Origin of the sequence: Pseudoalteromonas luteoviolacea (assembly GCF_001750165.1) — a bacterium.
GTDB classification, from domain to species: domain Bacteria; phylum Pseudomonadota; class Gammaproteobacteria; order Enterobacterales; family Alteromonadaceae; genus Pseudoalteromonas; species Pseudoalteromonas luteoviolacea_G.
Window position 1 is genome coordinate 3603403 of sequence record NZ_CP015411.1, and the last position, 20495, is coordinate 3623897.

The following is a 20495-nucleotide window of genomic DNA, read 5'->3' on the forward strand; positions in this document are numbered from 1 at the left end:
ACTCACACACCTGCTAAAAGTTGTTTTTACAACGCATCTCCAGCATGATTTATGGCATCGAATTGATGGCCATCTGGCCCACCATCTCGAAGCGGAATTAGCGTATTAATTTCATTACTACCCGCCAAGGCTTCCGGATCCGTTAAGGCATGCAAAAATGCTGCAAGGTAGTTTATTTGTGTCTCGGTAAAACCTCGAATAATGGCATCATCTCCCCGATCAGAGGCTGCGCGGTTTTGTGCATTCAATGTCAAAACATACTCTCCTGCCCCACCAACAACCATCGCACATTGCTCAGCGTTTAAGTGCTGGAACTGAGGTAATCCACAGGTTTCATGCTCACCATAAAAGCGTTCCAACGACCCCGTCACATCTGAGTAATGCTCAATAACACGCTCTAATGTGGCAAATACGCCTTTGTCTCCGTACGGCGCAGTGATGCCCACATTTAATAAACTTGGCATTCTAAATTGGTTTTTAAAGTTCCCATCAGCAACACCGTGTACTCCAATTTGCGGGTACAATGGACCACGAGTGCGTTCAGGTGTAAACATCACGCCATCATGACAATTTGCACAGCCCGCAGCGGTATAAAAAAACAAGGCTCCCCGTTTTTGCGCTGCACTAAGTTTTTGCTTCTCGCCATCGATATAATCAAAAAATGGATTATCTATGAACATAAATGACGCTTGGTAAGCTGCCATGGCTCGAGCTATACGTAAAAAATTTATTTGCTCATCACCAAACGCCGCTACAAAGAGAGGCTTCCAATTATCTGATAACCGTTGTGCGATAAACTCACGGTAAGCTTGCGGTGATTCAAACCCACTGGGATCGCCCATTTCAGCAGCTGCGGTTATCGGAAAATGCGCCTGTGCCATCAACAAACGAAGTGGATCCGAACTCTCTACGTCTTCATTCATCAACCGTGTCACGTAAAGTTCAGGTGTTTGTATCTCTGCCGTTGAAACAGCACCCACCGCACTGTCGCGGTTCGCCTCTCGTAACCGTACACGTTGATCCCAAAACATACTGTCAACCCAAAGTGCAGAATTACATATTGGCGGTGAATTTCTGCCCACAGCAGGAACCGTCAGCCCATCACTGCGGCCCAGCCCCATCACATCAGAATCAACTGCATTCACACCAACAGATAACGACAGTCCATCACTACCACAGCCTTGCGCTGGGTGATGACATGAAGCACAGGAAGTATCAAAGTTTTGGCTCAACGCTTTACTAAAAAAAAGCCGCTTGCCAAGCTCTAGCATATGAGCATCTTCTTGACGACGATAGCGCGCCACATAAGCCTGCATATCCTCTAAACCAGCTTTGAGCGTATAGTGCTCGATCAGCTTATCCATGCAAGCATCCAACGCTTGTTCTGGTATTGCCTCAAGGTCATTTGTACCACAGTGATCCACCAGCCTTGCGATCCCCACTCTGATCACTGAACCATTACGCATGCCATTATTGGTATCATTGGCAAGTGTTTTTACACTATCGGTGTTGGAGCGCTGGCTGATTTTTCTACCCTGCTCTCTTGCCACAGCTACGACATGATAACTATGCTCAAAATTGGGGCTAGCTGATGTATCAACAAAAAAGGTCATTTTAGTGCGACCAATGCGCTTACCATCACGAAACACGCGATAACCAGTAATGCCTTCAACACCAATAGGCGCCTGCCAACTCAGACCGATTTCAGTTGATGAGTGCACTTTAGCAATCAGCTGGGTAGGCGCAGAAGACTCTATGGGTACGCTGGCATGAAGTAAAGATGCCCATATTGTCAAAGGGATGAGTAAAAGTAGATTTATCAATTGACGGTAGCTTTTTCCAAACATTGCAGTTCCTCCATAACGACTACCAGGATTTGTCGGGGTTATGTCGGTAGCCTACTCGGTTTTCCACACATCTATCCCGATAATAAAAACAACAGTATTAAAATCAGGTAATTAGCTGGATATAGGCCACCAGTGCTGACTATGGGCATGAAATAAGGAAAAAATATGAATAAACAACAAAAGGGCAACCCTTAAGTATTAATTTAACTTCATAATATTAAATATAGTGACTGAAAAGTATCATTAGTTTCTTATATGGTTACACCTCTAAGCTAGCCTGTACCTCGCTAATATGAAATAATTACCTCACTTGGAAACTAATATTTTATAGATTGTTAAATGGATTTAAACTATCCCAGCGAATCTGCTTTCTTAGTCTTATCGCTTTTATTTGCCATTACACTCATACCAGCCAAAGTCACGGTCCAATTTATTGGTGCCGATTACAGCAATATTTTGCGCTGTGCACTCGCCGTATTCATTACAACAATCACGACCTTATTCGTAATAAGTGCAATTGACCACTTTTTGGGAGTGATATTGTCCTTCACTTGGTTAGTCTTTATTTTTAATCGAATTTTAGGGATGTCTAAATCTTGGAGTAGTCTATTTACAATTTGGTTGGTGCTCATTCAACTCGCGGTGTTGCATGGTCTTGGTGAGTATGGAGTTAAATTATAAAATACAGTAGCTTAAGTAGATAAAGCTTGATTTTCACCAAGCCATATCCAAGTTACGCAATTACTAATTTACAAGTTTGGTAAATATATACCTCGCTTGTACAAAAGACTTGTACTCAGGTCTATCAAAATCAATAGCAACATTTGACCGGAACTCCCTATAAGCTTTAAACCCGTTTGGCCCATAAGGGTGACCCCAAAGTGTAATCTCAAAGTCCTGCAACGCTGAAAAGTCAGCACCGCTAATATCTAACTGCTCACCAAATTGAAACCTTGGAATAGTGCCTGATTTATCACTTGCTATACTCCAACGAATTACTTCACCTGCATCATTTTTAGGGTAGAAAGCCCAATTAACAGTTTGAAGTCTCTCGTCCAGATTGCTAAAGTCAAAATCAAAGCTAAAACTATTATTTAAACTACCAGACAAAAACTCGGCATCGATACTTTTTGCTAAAGCAATTGGTACCTCAAAGTGAAGTTGCCCTGTGTCTGTGATGGTCGAGCGCGAAGAGTGCACTGTATAAACAGAGTAATCATTAATCTCTATTTGCTCACTCAATACAGCACGGTAATGATGGCTCTCAGCTAAATCCGGAAAAATAAACTGCATTGCGGTTGTTGAAGCACTAAAAACTCTATCATAGGGAAAAATCTCTCTATCTACTTTGACATAAGACATGATTGACGTATCACCGCCAAGCTCAGGGTGAGAGTTATCCCCGCCAAACTCAAAGTGAGAGGTATCAACGGCTACCCCGTCATAAATAAAGTCCTCTCGCTTTAACTCAACTGTTAATGGCGTGATATATTGTGAAGGCTTTACACGCGCAGCTTTTGCAACCGTTCCATCGGGTGATACCAATGCAAACTGAAAGGCCTCGTGATCATCACAGCTTTGAATTTCCGTATGACCAGGCACCGAAACTAAATTCTCAGGTTTATGTAAATCAAGAATATCTCCCTGTTGGCTGATCACTGAGTGATTTGGGTATACACTTTTGATCTCCGTGTAATCTACTCGCAGTGCAAAACAAGGCGACACAGCTGGCACGTCACACCCTTGATAGGCTTCTGGTGCAGAAAGATTGAACTTCCCTAAATTTAGTCCGTCTTCTATATCCATATGCGTCACAACTCTACCCTGATAATGTAAACTCTCTTTTATATCAGTATCAACAATAGAAATGTGCTTAGCGTCTGCCGGAATACTCCCTTCAAATATCCCTTCTGCGTTTGATGCTCCTTGTGCAACAACCGCTCCCAATGCGTCATGAAAAACAATATTGACATTCGATTTCGGCTCTTCGCCAGCACATCCCTCAAACACCGTTTTTAACTCAATCTTTTTTGATACAGGCGGTATGACGGGTGTGGGCTTTTCAACAACAGCCGGGTTGCCTTCATCTTTTGATGAAGAGCCACATCCAGCAAGACTCAATGCTGCTACCACAGGCAAGAGCACGGATATATTATTTTTCATTTTTGTCCTTATTATTTTTCTAAGGAATTACTTTTTCATTTATGAATTAGAATATTAGTCGAAAACTCCCAGCGACTTAATCAAAACGCTTAGTATGGAAATAGTGCTTGTACACATACGATTGTGCTTCCACTTGAGTGTGATCCACTTGCCCATCCTTTGTCATAGCGGCATATCTGGTTCTATAGGTATTGAGATCTGTAGAAATATCTGGGAGCCCAGACAATGCAAGTCTAATGTATGATAATTCTGATAGTTCTAAACTGTTCTGGTTTAACACGTGACCAAATTGAAAAGACGGTACACTCCCTGTCACATCCCCTGAAATTCGCCAGTTATATTTATCTGAGGCTACATCAGTAAATTTGATTGTCCATGTCACCTCATTAATTCGCTCATCCATATGAGCAAAGTCATAACTATATTGTAAGCTGTTGAAAGACATTAGCATGTCGACAGGGGCTATATCGATTTCAATCGGCGCTTCAAGTTGGATTTGACCAGTTTCGTCAATACGTGACATCGCTCCACTATAGATAAAATACTTATCTCTATTTACGGTAATCGTGTTTTTTCTCCCTGCTTCATAAAAACGAAATACTCCAAGCTCTGGAAAAATAAAGGGAATTTCGCTAAATACAGGCTGTTCGAATCCTGGAGCCGCAAAAGTATTAATATCACTGTCGTGTAAGTTTTCCAAGCCTGGATCACTCACTGCAACGCCAGAATAGACAAAATCGTCCGCTTGTAAATATACCTGCTCTTCATGGGCCAAGTTTGACAGCTTAGCCGCCTGTGCAGAAGTACTATCTGGAGAGACAAGCGCAACGTGATAGTTATCTTGATCATCACAAACACTGAGCCTAATTGGGTAAGTACTTGAATCCGCTTGACCCAAAATACGAGTACTCCCCTCACCCGTGATCAGTTTATAACCTTCATAAGCAACATCTAGTTTAGATGTATCTAATGAAACTGAGCCACATTTGGGGCCTACAAGTGAACATGAAGGCGCATTCTTTGGACGGATAAACAAGATTGAACCTAAATTAACGTCGCCATCTATATCCATGAAAGTTCGGATCATTCTATTTTTCGGTTGCACACTCCTTGGCTCTACCACAGACAAATGCACGGCCTGATCTGGAATAGCGCTCTTAAATTCACCATTCGCATCAGAAGTATGCGTTGACACAACACCACCGCTTGCGTCATGAAAAACTATATCCACATTTGGCAAGCGCTCGTGGCTGTTACAGCCGTCATAAACAGTTTTTAGTGCAACTTGATTTACCTCAGGTTTGGGTTTAGGCGGAGTAATTTTGTGCTCTAAACTTTTATTTGAAGAGCCGCAACCTGACAGCACAAGTAAAGTTGCCGCACTGATTAGAGTATTTTTATTATGTTTATTTTTCATGTTAATTCCCTTAGAGCTTATTTAGAACCACATCTAAACAGGTACAAATGTTAACACAAATCAACGGTGTAAACGTTAATAAATGTTACCGAGAGCTCTGGATTTAGATAAACGACACAAATGCCATACCGTCCGTTGTCCGCTTCATTATACTGTCCGCGTACTGTCCGGTGTCCGTCCGCTGTGCATAATAGAAACACACCAAAAACACAAAAAACTAATAAATACATAAACTTAAAATTGGCACAAAGATTGATATAGGAATATAAATGATATTGTTTCAAGGAGTCGGACATCATGATCCGCAATACATCTCAACAGGACAAAGTAATAACTAAACAGCCCACCAGTAAAAAATGGTTGTTATCAAGCCTAGGTGGTATTGGACTCATTAGCGCGGTGGCATTCTCATATGACAGCTTTTCTATGCTGCTTTCCTCAGAGCAAGTGATATCCAGTCAGCAACTTAAAACAGCCAAGGTAGTGCGTGGCGATATGATCCAAGACATACGCGTAGAAGGCCGTACCCTTGCAGCAGTGAGCCCATCTCTATATGCAATTGCGTCAGGGACCGTGACACTGCATGTCAAAGCAGGTGATACGATCAGTAAGGGACAAATACTGGCAAGCTTAGATAGCCCAGAGCTGCACAATCGGTTACTGCAAGAGCAGGCCACACTCAGACGCATAGAAATGGAAGTCAAACGCCAGCAAATCGCCATCAAACAACAACAACTGGACAACACACAAGCCATGGAACTGGCCAAAGTAGAGCTAGAAGCCGCACAAAGTGAAATGGCTCGTGCCAATGCCAGTATAGAAAAACAGATCATCTCTAAACTGGAACTCGAACAAACTATGGTTGAGCTCAAACGCGCAGAACTTAACGAGCGCCACGCAATCGACAGCTTAAAACTCTCACAGGAGCAACTTAGTTTTGAATTACAAAGTACGCAACTCGACTTAGACAGGCAACGCCATCTCGTCACTGATCTACAAAGGCAGGTCAATGCACTCATATTAACCTCTCCATTAAGCGGTATTGTTGGTAATTTGAATGTGCAACAAAAACAACATGTACAAAGAGATGTCGAACTTATGTCATTAATTGACTTAAGTGAACTTGAAGTAGAAGCCTATATTCCTGAGAACTTAGCAGACGAACTGGGAATTGGCTTAGCAGCAAAAGTACAAATTAACAATCAATACTACCCAGCAACACTTATGGCCATTTCTCCTGAGGTAGAAAACGGACGCGTATCAGGTCGTATACGTTTTGACCAACAACCTGAAAACTTAAGACAAAATCAACGTGTGAATGCACAAGTAATTATCTCCCATAAACAAAATATACTCAAAGTCGACCGTGGCGCATTTGTCGAAACCGGATCCGCAACAACAGCTTATAAAATCAACAACGGCAGTGCATATCGCACCGACATAAAATTAGGTGCTAAAAGTATCAGAGAAGTCGAAATAAAAAGTGGCTTGAAGGCAGGTGATATCATAGTAACATCTAGCCTTGCACCGTTCGGGCAAGCTCAACAAGTCATGCTAAGCAAATAAAAATAAAGGAAAAAACAATGCTAAAAATGAATAACATCAGCAAAATTTACCGCACAGACTTAGTCGAGACGCACGCACTGAGTGGTGTTAACCTCACAGTAGATGAAGGCGAGTTTATCGCTGTAACGGGACCATCCGGATCAGGCAAAACAACCTTTTTAAATATCACAGGTCTGTTAGAAACATTTGAAGAAGGCGAGTATATCTTAGACAGCGAGGATGTGAGCAAATTATCAGACAAGCACTTATCCAGACTCAGGAATGAAAAGATTGGCTTTATTTTCCAAGGCTTTAATCTAATTTCGGATTTAAACTTATACGACAATATCGAAGTCCCTTTAATTTTCCGTGGTATCAATAAAAAAGAACGAAAGCAGCGCATTGAGGAGAGTCTTGAACTGGTGGGTCTTGGCAGTCGCGCTAAACATTACCCTGCCCAATTGAGTGGTGGTCAGCAACAACGTGTAGCCATTGCCAGAGCGCTGGCAGGTAAACCTCGGTTTTTACTTGCCGATGAACCTACCGGCAATTTAGATACCATGATGGCACGACAAGTGATGGAGCTACTCCAAGAGATCAACCGCCAAGGCACGACATTAATCATGGTGACTCATGATAACGAATTAGCACAACGAGCACACCGTAATATTCAGATTTTAGATGGTCAAGTTAGTGACATTGCTAAAAGCCAGCTTACAGATTTAGCAGTATAGGTGAACATATGAAAGACGCACTTCACCTTGCATGGCAAGGGTTTAGACAAAAGTCCAAACTAACCACTCTAATGATAGTCAATCTCGTCATCGGAATTACTTTGTTACTCACAATGAGCACCATCATAGATCAAAGTGGCCGTTCTGCAATTTCACATAAACTGAATGTACTTCATCATTTGAGCCTTAACTATATGGATGGTGATTTCGATAGACGCCATGCATTAAGAACTCCACCTATGACCTATCGAGATGCACAAGCACTCTCAACTGCGTATAAACAACAAGCGGTGTCATTGAAAAGCTTGAGCTTTAATTACACTACATCATTCGTTTTAGATCTTGATGATAATAGTGCACGCCCACTAGATGCAACAGGTTCAGCAGTTGACTATCACTTTTTTGAGATGATACATGCGCCATTTTTATTCGGTACCGCTTGGCATGAAGACATGAATGAAGCCGCTGTGATTGTGCTGGAAAAAAAAGCGAACGATCATTTATTTGCAGGCCAAAACTCTGTTGGTCAGTTCGTCGTGATCAATAATCAACAGCTAGAAGTGATCGGTGTTGTAGATTTATCACATCATACTTATCGCTTTCAAAATAATAGCTTTAGCAATCGAGAGAATGACCTTGCCTTTATCCCTTTAGAATATGCAATGGCAAATAACTTGCCCAGAGCTGGCTATATGCCATGTATGACTAAAGAAGAACCACTACGTACCGAATTTCGTCAGTCAAACATGGCTGGATTAAAAAATGCGGAATGCGGTTTTCTGCATGCTTGGGCTGAAGTAAGCGCTGTTCATGCACAGCAACAGCTAGACGAATTAACACTATGGCTAAGAAATTATACACAACAACAAGCAAGTCAAGGCCGCTTCCCGCATAGTGAGCCTTACTACGTTCAATCATTAAAATTACTGCACGATACTATTTATAACTTCATGGATTGGGAACGTGTCTATCTCAACTTTGCTTATCTACTTTTTGCCATCACACTGGTCAACACCGTTGGGATTTTACTTGCTAAAAACCAGCATCGAGCCAAGTTAGTATCTTTATATCGAGCGCTTGGCGCAAACCGCCTTTACATCATCAAATTGCAAGTAATTGAATTATTGATTGGCGCAACCATAGCCATTGCTTTAGGTCTACTAGGTGCACAATTAGGCCTATATATCATGTACCTACTAGCTATGTATTCCATGGATTACGTCGGTGTAGCAGATCAGGTGCAAAGACTATATAGCATGGATATATGGTTTGCTGGTAAAGCAGCTTTAAGTATTTACGCCACCATTTTAATTGCGGGCCTGTTTCCCATCGTGTCAGCGAGCCGTATAGCACCTGCATCTCAATTAAGAGGATAATATAAATGGCGATTAAACATATTTTAAAACTAATCATGAAGCAGAAGAGCATCTCTGTGCTGATCACTTTACAAATTGCCATTGCAGTGACCATCATTGGTAATACCAGCTTTATTAGTTACCGTACTTTGCAAAACTGGCTTATTCCATCCCATATTGCAGAGCAACAGATCGTTAACGTATACACACGTGTTTTCGATAAAAACGTGGACAAAGGTGCTCTCATCGAGCGTGACTTACAGTCTCTAAAATTAATTTCAGGTGTCGAAAGCGTCAGCTACGCTGCCAATGAGCTAGTACTGGCAACAGTCAATGGTCGTAACTTTGCACACGCCACATTAGACACCGATAATCAAGGAGAAAATGTAGCCTTATTTGCGCAAACACCCGGCGCGGTTGAAACATTAGGTATTCGAGTTATCCAAGGCCGCAGTTTTTATGATACGGACTACATTTTTGGGAATTCAAACCAAGACCAAAGAGCGAGTGTCGTGATGATAAGTGATGATCTTGCCAAAGCACTATTCCCTCAGCAAAGTGCATTAGGTCAGACTCTTTATTTACACAATAATCGCATTCCTTATCAAGTCATCGCGGTGTATGAGAATATGATGTTGGGCGAAGTGGCTGCGTATACTAATAGTTGGTATCACTCCGCCATCATTCCTGAGGCCCATTTTAGTACCAACAGCCAAGTTAATTATTTGCTTAAGGTGTCAAAAAATACCGATAAGTCAGTCTTTGACACCATCGAAAATACTCTATTTGAAGAAGAGGGTCGCATAGTTCAGCAAGTTGAGTTTGCAGCTCGTGCCAAAAAGCGCCTGTGGGATGGTCGCAGTACTTTTGCGTTTATTATGATAGGCATAAGTGGCATCGCTATCCTAGTTACAGGCGTTGGGATCATTGCGCTTGTTTCCTTCTCAATTTCTGTACGAAAAAAAGAGATTGGAGTCCTGCGTGCATTGGGGGCTAGCCAAGCGAGAGTGATGAAAACTCTACTCTTGGAAAACACTCTTTTAGCTGTCGTCGGTATAGCTATAGGTTTATTTTCTGCACTTTGGCTCAATCAATACTTTGTCACCAACTTACGTATTCAAGGCCTGATTGTTCCTTGGCTTGCCGCCGTGGTTGCACTGTGTGTTTGGTTGCTAAGTGCGATAGCCGTCTATATCCCGGCACGAAAAGCAGCTAATATATCTCCTGCACAGGTTACGAAAACCAGTTAAATAACAAGCCGGTACAACAGTACCGGCAAAAATAATGATAAGAATATGCAAAACAAAATACTTGTGATCGATGATAATCAAGACGTCATAAAAGCACTCAAGCTACTATTTTTACTCAATGACATAGACTGTGACGGAGCAACATGCCCAGACCAAGGGCTCGATATGCTTAACAGTCAAGCCTATGATTTAGTCATCCAAGATATGAATTTTACCCAAGACACTACGTCTGGAGCGGAAGGGGAAACCCTATATAAAGCAATTCGCGCACTCAATCCGGATCTACCAATTATTCTGCTCACTGCATGGGCAAATTTAGAAACGGCTGTGGCACTGATCAAAAATGGCGCAGCTGACTATATAGAAAAACCGTGGCGAGAAGAAAAGTTATTGGCGTCCGTCAATCAATTACTCGAAATGTATCGCCTTGAAAAAGCACAATTCCAACAACAAAAACAAACTAGAACTCGGTCAGTAAAAATAGCCGAACAGTTTGATTTAACCGGCCTAGTTTATGCGGACCCTGCGATGCTCAGCTTACTGGAAGTTGCAACACAAGTCGCACATTCGAACGCGCCAGTACTCATTACAGGACCCAACGGGGCGGGTAAAGAAAAAATCGCGGAGGTGATCGTCGCCAACAGCGCCTATCGCGACAATGCCTTTATCAAAGTAAACGCTGGCGCACTCCCCGCTGATTTGATAGAGGCTGAATTATTTGGCGTCGTAGGTGGCGCATATACAGGGGCTAATAAAAGTAGGATAGGAAGATTTGAAGCTGCTAATGGTGGCACGCTATTTTTAGATGAGATTGGAAACTTGCCACTCTCAGGGCAACAAAAACTTTTACGAGTATTGCAAACCGGCGAATTTGAACCCGTTGGCAGCAGCCAGACCAAAAAAGTGAATGTACGCGTTCTCAGCGCGACCAATGCCAACTTAAATACCGCAATTGCTCAAGGCTCATTCAGAGAGGATCTTTACTATCGACTAAATATGATTGAGTTAAAGCTACCTGCTCTTGCAGAGCGACCAGAAGATATTATCCCACTCGCAAACCATTTTTTATCAGATAACAAGCAGCTTAGCGCTGGTGCAGTCAACACATTAAAATGTCATACTTGGCCGGGTAATGTCAGAGAGCTACAAAACGTAATTGGTCGTGCTCAATTGCTCTCAAAAAGTGACCTAATTGAAGCCAGTGACCTTGGCCTCAGCACCAATCCAGCAAATTCCGCAGCGAATACAGAATTATCAGCACAAGATATAATAAGCGCTTTAACTACTCATCAGGGAAATGTCACCCATGCAGCAAAGAGTTTAGGCCTCAGTCGCCAAGCTATGTACCGACGTATGGATAAATTTGGGATCGCACGCTCATGAATGCCAAATTAGGATCTTTGGCTGGAAAAATGGCACTTTTCTGCACATTATTTATTGTCTTGTCTGGGTCCATTCAACTTGCCTTTACCATAATTGGGGCGCCTGCATTAGTTGGTTTTTTAATTTCCTTACTGATCACATTACCTGTCACATATTTTTGTTGCGAGTACATTTTTCAAAAGCATAAGGGGGTTGTCGACACACTCACAAGTGGCCTCAAAAGCCTTCATGATAATGATTTTTCTATTCGCATTACAGAGCTACAGCACTCTGAACTTGGCGAAGCGCTCAACATGTACAATAAACTCACTCAACAGTTAAAAAAACAAAGGCAAACACTCAACCAACGAGAGATATTGCTCGATAGTATTGTACAAGCGTCACCTATGGGCATCGTATTGATAGATCCTTATAAGCACATCATCTACTTTAATAACGAGTCCACACAACTGCTGCAATTACCCAAACTTGAAGGAATGACCCTTCATCAATGTTGTGAAAAGTTACACCCGAATCTACAAAAGTCAGTGATGCAAGCACAATCTGGCTTGATCAGCTTTGAGCAGGGTGACGCAAAGCAAAGCTACTATCTCAGTTTCAAAACCGTGACCTTTAATCACTTGCCCCATCAATTAATGATCATCAAAAATGTCTCTCAAGAGCTTGGGCAAGAAGAACTACATATGTGGAAAAATGCCATTAGATTAATTAGCCATGAGCTTAATAATTCATTAGCACCAATTAGTTCACTCACCTCTTCGGCAAAAAATATGCTCGAAAAAAATAAACACCTCGAACTACTGCCAGATATTTTACAAACTGTAGATCAACGAGCCCAAAATTTAAGTGAATTCATTGCACAATATGCACGCTTCGCTCGTCTACCAAAACCTGATTTTGGCTACCATTGCATTCAATCTCTGTTTGATCAAGTAAGTGCACTTTACTCATTTGAGCAAGTAGGCCAACTCCCCGTTGAACAAGCTTATTTTGACAACACTCAAATTGAACAAGTCTTAATTAACATATTGAAAAACGCCCATCAGTCAGGCAGCGCCGCCGAACACATTGCCATCAAAGCGGTAAAAAACTATGACAGACTTCATATTGCTGTGGTGGACAGAGGTTCAGGTATATTGAACGGAAATCTACATCAAGCGCTTTTGCCATTTTACTCAACTAAACCCGAAGGGAGTGGCATAGGGTTAAGTTTATGTAATGACATTATCCATGCCCATCAAGGGCAATTAAAACTAAAAAACAGAAAGCTAGGCGGCCTTATGGTTGAATTTGATATCCCATTGCGAGACACTGAATAATAACGAAGGATTCGGCTGCTTGAACAGAGTAGCCTGTATCAAGGATTTTTTCATGTTATTACGTTCTCGGTTTTGGGTCGGTTTAAGCATGTTCGCGTTAACGGCTTGCCAAACAACAAAGACAGACCCTGTTCAATCTGAAGCTAAAATACCGTGCTGGTTGCAAAGCCCTGTTTCATCCCATCAAATTGGTTTTATTGGTACTGCTGCCCCATTTAGCGCTACTCTAAATGGCTCTCTTATCGCCAGTCGGCAACGCGCAGCGGCAAGGCTGACTGAGTATTATGGCTTCCCTAATGTAGATCAAGAGATTGAAAACCTGCCAGCTGAACACACACAACTTTTGTTACCAAATGGTCAAACGCTATTCTTTTCCATGCCATATACCACATCAGACACCCTGTATACCTACGCAAATACTCAGCCCATTGATAAAAATAAGTGGTGTAAAGAAATAAACTGCAACTTTAGTTTATGTGAACCTGCGTGGCTATGTAGTGGGGAGAATAACGATGTAATCGGCGTGAGCTACTATACAGCGCTGTCACATAAGCAACTCCCTATGACAGGAGTAAATGCTAAAGCATTGGCTGGTTACCTTGATCAAGCACGCGTAAATATGCAGGAACACTATTTTGAGTCCTATTCTGCAGAGCACCATCAAACTCAGTTTTCAAGGCAGGGGCAAGTGACAGGTAGTGTATATCAACAGCCTTTACTTATGACAAAAAGTTGTAGATACGGCGCAACCATATTCGCGAATTATCAAATTAAACACACAGATACAAAATTAAAAACAGCTCAAAATTGGCGAAAAATAAAACAGCATCAAGGGCGAAGCATCGTGATGGGCAATTTTGGTGAGGATGGGACCATCGCGCCTGATAATCTCATTAGCAGTGCCATAAAGTATGCAATTCGTGATGCACTCGTAGAGCTTGCTAAAAATAAAGGTCTTACCGTATCAGCCAGTAGCACACTACTTAACGAGAATGGGCGTTACTTTTTAAGTAGCGCCCACTTCGAAATTAAACAAATAGTTAGCGGTCAACTTGTGGATATTCAGGTCAACTATAAAGAAGGCTTCCCTGTTGTCTATGTTTGGCTGCTTGAGGGCAAGTCCTAAACCACTTACCACAACCAAAATACAGTGTGGCATCAGTGCGCCAATTGCCCTGATGCCACCAAAATTTACCCACCGCCACACATCAGACTGAGGCCTTTGCAGCTGTACGTAGAGCTTTCAGTTTCTAACCCTGAAAAATCTAAAATGCTAAATCCTGGATCCGTTTGTGTTGACTGACTTTGGTTATTTGACTCACATTGCCCTAGTTCCTGCCACATTTTGGGAGCTTGCGCAGGGCTTGCGCCTTTATTCCAATAATACGCGCTGTAGATTTTACCTTCATAAGTCACCTGCTCGCCCCCCTCATAGGGCTTATTGCGATACCAACTTTGAGGACAGCTCGGTGTGCTGCCTGACTGCAAATAAACCAGTGCTTGCGCAAAGTTTGGCAAACCATTGCCGTATACACTGTCCTTTCCTGAATCACCTAAATCATGACTAGTCGATTTAAGCGCATCAATAATTTGCGTTCGGCTCCAGTTTGGGTTTTGTGACCATAGCCTCGCAATACCACCTGAAATAATTGCCGTCGCTTGAGAGGTGCCAGCGCCGACAACATAGTCATTGTGGTAGCTATTCACCGCAATAGACATATTGGAAGTGTCCACAATATTCGGCCATTGATGCACCAATAAAGTTGGAAATTCAGTGTAATAGTCTATGCCTTTCAATCTGCTCCCTGGATACTGGGCATAGTTAACAAGCAGAACTTTACCGCCTGCAGCAATACAGCTTGATTGGGCGTTACTCAAACCTTGGCGAGTCTGATAGGATAACGTGCGCTCAGTTATCTGCTGATGTACATCACTGGCAGACAGAGTATATAGGCACTGTTCTGGCAACACCGTATGCATAGATTCACTGCTAATGCCAACATCAATTTGGGTATATGTTACGGAATCTGACACAGACCCGCTGTGCTGTATCACTACTTCCTGCACTGCGTAATGGCTGCGATTCGCAGTCGATATAATTTTGCTACCAGGGGCCACAAAATCAATATGCTGATTAGTGGGAGAAAAAGAGGCAATAGTACCATCCGTTTCCAGCGCGCCTATCGATAACACATTATGATATGAGGCTGGATAATGCAGCGCATCATCATACATACCTTGCTGCTTTTTTTCTGTCGAACCATGATTTCCCGCAGCTGCGACAAATATCAAGCCTCTATCGTAAGCTAGTCTATCAATCACTGTCATTGTCATTGGTGAATACTGCTCACCACTGAGAGACATATTGATGACCTTCGCACCTGAATTTGCACATACTTCAATGGCTTCAATCAAGTTTCCGCCCCAAATAGCTGAATTTTTTCCGTTTGCAGTTTTTATTAATTTATGAACTTGTAGGCTTGCAGCACCGTCACTCAATGCGCCTTTGACACCAATCCCATTGCTTTGTGCGGCAATAATTCCAGCCATGTGCGTGCCATGACTCAGTGCATCCTGATCCCAGAACCCTGCATAAACACTGTGATAACCGTGAATATTTAAAGGCAGATCTGGGTGATTACTATCAACACCAGAGTCTATGACACATACTGAAATATCATTTGTTGCAGAAGGTAATTTACTAATCGAGGTTGCACGTAACCAATAGGGCTCCAGTTCATTATTGGCTAAGTCATCTAAACTGCTTGTCGTTGCATTAAAGTAATTAAGAGAATTGCTACTCAGGGTTAAACCATAATCGGCTTCAAGGATGACCCCATCAATCTGATTCAACTCATCTATTTGCTGCGCTGATAGTGCGCCTTGCGCGATAACTTTGCCGCCACTTTGCCCAATTACTTTTAAAGAGCTAAGTAAATCTTGAGATAGCTGCCCATTTTTAAACTGCACTAAATACGTACTGTCAGAATGTTGCGCTTGCGCCATGAAACTCAAACTACCTAACATACTCGCAAAAACTGCACTTTTTTTAAAAAAACCCATACTAACTCCTAGCAAAGCGATATTTAATTTTTTATATTTATTATCCTTAAACCATTGTTTTAAATGAATTTAACTGTTAAATTCCCGCAATGCGAATACACCCTTCGATGCAACACAACCTCTTATGCTTTTCCATCTCTACTGCTTTATAGTCAAGTTCAACAACCCACTTCAAATAAAGTGAAGATCTACTCTCTATACTTATGAGATAATTGTTAAATTCGAGATATACCTATTCTAGATTTTTCACAAAAATGGATAAGTTACGCCTTAATTTCAACCAACTACACTTTTATTACGATACATTCCTTATACAATTCGAGACCTAAATCATGAATAGAAAACCGGTTTCTAACCATTTAAAACGCCAATTTGATTAAAAAATAACAAAACAGGCAGCAAAAAACAAAAAAAAGTGGATTTATTAAATAATTCATAGTAGGCATTTTAGAACCATAGATAAGATATTAACTTTTTCGAAAATGTCGAGAAAAGCAAACCAAAAAATTTCGTAAATATGAATAATATTCATTAGACTCGTACCTCTATAAGGTGTAGAGGTTTTTTAATCGCATTTGTTATTTTTTACTTCGATTTAACGTTTTAATAAGGAAATGAACGTGACTTTTGTGTACTTACCTAGAGCAATGAGTTAAAAATAACAACTAAAAATATTGATGATCGTGCGACCAACGATTTACTAAAAAGAGCTAAAAATAATGCACATTCTGCTATCTGATAAGCGCTATACATACAGCCCGAAGTTCAGATTTATAAAACCGAAAGATCGCCAAAAAGTAAAAGTTAAATTTGCCAATGACTTGATACTTGCCCTAGGTTATAAGTTTAAAGAGCAAAGTAACTATTTTGCTATGGCAGCTGAAGCTGCATTTATGTCTCTAAATCCATTAGATAGGCAGAATAACCAATTTTTTATTGAGTTGAACCTAGAGACCAGCAATCAAGAGACAGTTAACTTACAAGAGGACAGTACCAGCGTTGGACTGGGTTATGCGTTGAGCTGCGCTTTAGCATATCGCGCGCATATTCAAAAGCCCATTAAACACACATATACATGCTTCGCTACTGGCGAGGTATCACCGAGTGGAAACGTACATAGCATTGGCCATATCAACAATAAGATCCAAGGGGCAATCTATGCGATGACTCACCGCCATACAGGCCCTTTTGTCATCTTCTATCCACTTGCCAATCATGATGAGATCGACGATGCACTCATCAAAGAGGTCGCATTATTAGGGGGCGAGTTATCACCAGTAGAACATATTACCGAGGCATTACAGCTATTACTTGGGGATGACTATGATGGAGCGCAGCAGTCTGGTTCGCTGACCTTTAAAGGCTTGCGCAGCTTTGAGCCCCATGACGCTTACTACTTTTTTGGCCGTGACCAACTAACTTCTGATCTCTTAACACTATTTAATGAAAGCAAATCCCTGATCAAGGTCCACGGTGTTTCCGGCAGCGGCAAATCAAGTTTAATTAAAGCAGGCCTACTACCTGCACTTATTCAGCAGGAAAACAATGTTCACTGGCAGATAGGACTGCCTAAAGACTTTGCGGACAGTAATGCATTACTCAAACATTTTATTTGCTCGAATAAAGCAGGGTTTGAGTCAGTACTAAAAACAATGTCAGTTGGTATAGAGCAGTTCATAGAAGAGCTCATCAAATTAAATACCACCTTTTTAGATGAGCTCGCACTTCATCTCACAGCCCATAAAAAAAACTATATTTGGTACATTGACCAATTTGAAGAAATTTTTGAAATTGAACCCAATAATCAGCTATTACAAAGTTTAGCACTGTTATCTGAACACACCTCTATAAATGTCATAGTTAGCATAAGAAGTGAGTACTTACACCATACTGATATGGTGGGCAGAGACTTTTATGTACCTCATAGTTTAACGGCTGAAGATTGGCTCAAAATAATCAATTACCAAGCAATTGCCTTAGGTATTAAACTAGAAGATGGTTTAGCACAAACAATACAAACAGAAGCGTTAAAGCTTTCCCATGCATTACCTGCGGTGGAATATTTATTAGCCCAAATGCATGCCTTGGCTATCGACAGTAATCAACCAAAAGTACTGACATTTTCACAATATAACCAGCTCAACAAGTTGACTGGAGTTGTGTATCGACAAGCAGAGTATATCTTAGGACAATTTGAGCCATTAACAGAGCAGTTTTTTGAATTGTTTATAGGCGTGAATATCAATGGTACTTGCTATTCAAAACATGTCGATTTCTTGGTGTTAGAACAGGAAAACCCGCATCTACTTGAATTGGTAAATGCACTGATTGAAAAACAGCTTGTGATCAGGCATCAAGTACACAAGCACCCTCCCTATGTAAAATTAACACACGACTGCCTTATCACCATTGCAGAAGAGCGCTCTCTTGATCAACAGATCTGGCCACGGTTTTATATTTGGTTAAGTGCAAGAAAAGAGTATCTGCAATGGTTTCATGGCGTAGAAGCCAAATATAAACAGTGGAAAATTTTCACATCCCAGCCCGAAGAGCAAGATAACTTCATGCTGGGCAAACATGAATTACAAGATGGTACTAAGTATCTTAGCCAACCTGGCACTATTAGCCTACAATCAATCAAAAACTATATTCTTGCATCTCAAGCTTTTTACCAATCAACACTCGAGCAGCAAAATAAAGCACAAAAAAAGCGTCTATTTACCACTAGCATATTGTTTGTGTGTGCAATGAGTGCAGCATCATTTGCTTACTACCAAAAGCAATTAGTGCAGTCCGAACAAGCCAAAACAGCACAAGCGCTCTCTCATTTAAAAGACAACGTGTTACTGAACATAGACTCCATTGAGCCGATACTTGCCCAGTACTTACCAACATTTCAACGTAAGTATTTAAATGGCCATATCTCAAAACTCGTATCGAGTGTCGACGACATTGCATTGGACGACATTGATAAACTCAGATTATTACTCATCAAGGTAAGAATATTACGACAAGATGACTCTACACATATCGATGAATTGCAAGAGGTACTCGCGACTTTAGAGCGCCGAATACAAGATATTGACCACAACAACCCGAAAGAAGTACAGATTGCTATTTCCTTTAACTATGAATTTGGCGTGTTATTGATAAAGCAAGGGAGAAGTGAGGAAGCTCAACAGTATTTGGAACTCGCATTAAAGCAAATAGATGATATACCCGTCGATGCTACTTCAACACTCTTTAAAGCAAAAGTTGTCTCACAAATTGCATTTATGGCCTTGTGGGCTGGAGATGTCCAACTCGCTGCCGAAAAATACAATGAAACATTACAATTATTGGACTCTCAAGTACCAACAGAAAAACTCGACCAAGAGTTTAATATCTTAAGAATTAATACATTCCGAAACCTTGCGAAAACGGTCTCTTCAGAGCAACAAGCTAGTGATTTACTATTAAGAGCTAAGACGGCACTTGAAAACCAATTAAAAACTGATCCAAACCATCTTGTCTTTCAGTATAATTTATTAAGAATTTACATAAACTTAGCTGAAAACAGCAGTAATAATGTAGAAGCAGATAAGTACTATAACCACGCCAATGAACTGGTCAAGCTCTATGCCATTAAAGACCCTGACAACGTCCATGTTCAAGTCGCACAACTACTTTTAGCGAGCAGGTTAGGTAGTAGCAAACTGAAGCAAGGCTATCTAGTCGAGGCTCAAACACACTTCCTTGAAGGCTTAGACATTACTAGAAAGCTACGCGTATTAAATGACAATAACATAGACTGGCAAGGGCACAGCATTGAGCTGTATATGACTTATGCCGACTACTTCACAAAAACGAATCAAACCGAACAAAGTGCACAATATTACGAAAAAGCACTTAAAGCGGCCAAAAGGCTATACAACCAAGATATCAATAATGTGGACTTTATCAGCCTTTTACAGGGAGCACATTCGAAAGTCGCTATCCATTTGTACAACCAAGGGGATAAAAAGACTGCACAAGCTCATCTAAAGGAAGCTGAAGCTTATGCCAAGCACCTAACGCGAGTGCACCCTGACAATCAGGGCTACCAAGTTAGCTATAGAAAGAAGTTATTTAACCTTGGATATATTGCTTCAGAAATCGGTGAGACAGAGGATGCCTGTAATTACTTTGGAGCGGGTAAAGCCCTCACAGACACATTCTTGCAATCACACACAAGTATTCAGTGGCAAAAAGCACAAAATAAATTTGAACATTATATAGAATTATTGAAGTGTAACTAAAATGGCAACAATCCTTGATAACATCTGTTAGGAAATAAAATATAATATGCTGAAACTTATCGAAAAGTTGTTATATCGCAATCAGCAATCAGACTATTCCTAATAAAGTAATAGAAATGAGTGGTAGAAGGGATACAACAAC

13 protein-coding genes are annotated in these 20495 nt (G+C 41.2%); 9 read left to right on the plus strand and 4 right to left on the minus strand.

Going from position 1 to position 20495, the window contains the following annotated elements; genetic code table 11:
* Positions 1 to 26: 26 nt before the first annotated feature.
* Positions 27 to 1847 carry a cytochrome c peroxidase gene (locus S4054249_RS15230; RefSeq protein WP_046358451.1) on the minus strand — a complete coding sequence of 607 codons (1821 nt, stop codon included), beginning with the start codon at positions 1845 to 1847 and terminating at the stop codon, positions 27 to 29.
* 339 nt (positions 1848 to 2186) lie between these two features.
* Here S4054249_RS15230 and S4054249_RS15235 point away from each other — a divergent pair, with 339 nt between their 5' ends.
* On the plus strand, positions 2187 to 2528 hold the full coding sequence (locus tag S4054249_RS15235) for a hypothetical protein (RefSeq protein ID WP_046358452.1): 342 nt from the start codon (positions 2187 to 2189) through the stop codon (positions 2526 to 2528).
* 63 nt (positions 2529 to 2591) lie between these two features.
* On the opposite strand, the gene S4054249_RS15240 is transcribed toward S4054249_RS15235, so the two are convergent.
* Positions 2592 to 4010 carry a hypothetical protein gene (locus S4054249_RS15240; RefSeq protein ID WP_046358453.1) on the minus strand — a complete coding sequence of 473 codons (1419 nt, stop codon included), beginning with the start codon at positions 4008 to 4010 and terminating at the stop codon, positions 2592 to 2594.
* A gap of 76 nt (positions 4011 to 4086) precedes the next feature.
* A complete protein-coding gene (locus S4054249_RS15245; protein WP_046358454.1) occupies positions 4087 to 5427 on the minus strand; it encodes a hypothetical protein in 1341 nt (446 codons plus the stop codon).
* A gap of 297 nt (positions 5428 to 5724) precedes the next feature.
* Here S4054249_RS15245 and S4054249_RS15250 point away from each other — a divergent pair, with 297 nt between their 5' ends.
* From S4054249_RS15250 to S4054249_RS15280, 7 genes are read left to right on the plus strand one after another with little or no spacing between them, the layout of a single operon-like run.
* Positions 5725 to 6993, plus strand: coding sequence for an efflux RND transporter periplasmic adaptor subunit (locus S4054249_RS15250; RefSeq protein WP_046358455.1), 1269 nt, complete (start codon positions 5725 to 5727; stop codon positions 6991 to 6993).
* Positions 6994 to 7010: 17 nt separating this feature from the next.
* A complete protein-coding gene (locus S4054249_RS15255; protein ID WP_046358456.1) occupies positions 7011 to 7706 on the plus strand; it encodes an ABC transporter ATP-binding protein in 696 nt (231 codons plus the stop codon).
* Positions 7707 to 7714: 8 nt separating this feature from the next.
* On the plus strand, positions 7715 to 9082 hold the full coding sequence (locus S4054249_RS15260; protein ID WP_046358457.1) for an ABC transporter permease: 1368 nt from the start codon (positions 7715 to 7717) through the stop codon (positions 9080 to 9082).
* A gap of 5 nt (positions 9083 to 9087) precedes the next feature.
* Positions 9088 to 10311, plus strand: a complete 1224-nt coding sequence (locus tag S4054249_RS15265) for an ABC transporter permease (protein ID WP_046358458.1) — start codon at positions 9088 to 9090, stop codon at positions 10309 to 10311.
* A gap of 45 nt (positions 10312 to 10356) precedes the next feature.
* Positions 10357 to 11694 (plus strand): sigma-54-dependent transcriptional regulator, encoded by a 1338-nt coding sequence (locus tag S4054249_RS15270; protein ID WP_046358459.1) that lies wholly within the window; start codon positions 10357 to 10359, stop codon positions 11692 to 11694.
* Positions 11691 to 13013 carry a sensor histidine kinase gene (locus tag S4054249_RS15275; RefSeq protein ID WP_052961177.1) on the plus strand — a complete coding sequence of 441 codons (1323 nt, stop codon included), beginning with the start codon at positions 11691 to 11693 and terminating at the stop codon, positions 13011 to 13013. The genes S4054249_RS15270 and S4054249_RS15275 overlap by 4 nt, the downstream gene beginning before the upstream one ends.
* A gap of 52 nt (positions 13014 to 13065) precedes the next feature.
* The gene (locus tag S4054249_RS15280) at positions 13066 to 14139 is read left to right on the plus strand and encodes a hypothetical protein (protein ID WP_046358460.1); all 1074 of its coding nucleotides are present in this window, start codon (positions 13066 to 13068) and stop codon (positions 14137 to 14139) included.
* A 65-nt stretch (positions 14140 to 14204) separates the two neighbouring features.
* Here the strand turns inward: S4054249_RS15280 and S4054249_RS15285 are convergent, their stop codons facing one another.
* On the minus strand, positions 14205 to 16076 hold the full coding sequence (locus S4054249_RS15285; RefSeq protein ID WP_046358461.1) for a S8 family peptidase: 1872 nt from the start codon (positions 16074 to 16076) through the stop codon (positions 14205 to 14207).
* Positions 16077 to 16795: 719 nt separating this feature from the next.
* Here S4054249_RS15285 and S4054249_RS15290 point away from each other — a divergent pair.
* Complete coding sequence (locus tag S4054249_RS15290) at positions 16796 to 20353, plus strand: ATP-binding protein (protein WP_046358462.1); 3558 nt, start codon at positions 16796 to 16798, stop codon at positions 20351 to 20353.
* The last annotated feature ends 142 nt before the right edge of the window (positions 20354 to 20495 follow it).